This window comes from Vibrio sp. 1249-1, assembly GCF_033340495.1.
In genome coordinates, this window is record NZ_JAWOWJ010000509.1 from 1 (window position 1) to 714 (window position 714).

The 714-nt window shown below is 40.9% G+C and carries 1 protein-coding gene; it reads left to right on the plus strand.

Features of this window, described 5'->3' with window-relative positions; all coding sequences use genetic code 11:
- Positions 1–113 precede the first annotated feature (113 nt).
- Entirely contained in the window at positions 114–482 is a 369-nt protein-coding gene (locus R7Z50_RS27290) for a VOC family protein (RefSeq protein WP_225478343.1), read from the plus strand.
- Positions 483–714 lie beyond the last annotated feature (232 nt).

Sequence of the window (714 nt, forward strand, 5' to 3'; positions counted from 1 at the left end):
TATGCGTTAATTTTAGTGATTAAGGTGGTTTGCGGTGACATTGGTGTTGCGTTACTCACCCCTTAATTGGGCGTTATATGCTTTCAAGTTTCAAACAATAAAAGGACTTAAAAATGATTCTAAATCACGTCTCAGTTGGCGCTTCTGATGTGGTAAAAGCAGTTGGTTTTTATGACTCAGTTCTTTCTACGTTGTCTATTAAGCGTGCTCATTATATAGAAAATATTGCAGCGGCTTATGGTGAAAACTTTGAGTTTTGGGTCGGAAGCCCTTGTGAAGGGAAAGCGACATCAAGTAATGGTGCTCATGTGGCTTTCAATGCGCCGTCAAAAGAAGCTGTTGACCAGTTCTATTCTACAGCCATTGAATTGGGTGGTTCATGTGCAGGCAAGCCAGGCTTAAGACCAGAGTACGGTGAAACTTACTATGCAGCGTTCGTACGTGACTTAGACGGAAACAAAATCGAAGCAGTTTCAATGTAGCTTCGAATACGCATATAACAATAAATTTAAGAGTGATTCACAACGCTAGGCGCTTTCACTTCAAGCCAGTTTAGTGTTTATGGCACAATGGTTTAGGTAAGGTGTTAGCGTTGTTCACACCTTAATTTGGCGTTATGTGCTTATGAGGAAAATTGGTAAGTGTTCACCAAGCCCCTATTGACAGAAAAAGTGTGACACTCAGCACTTGATCCATTCTTGGCTATTGAGTGAT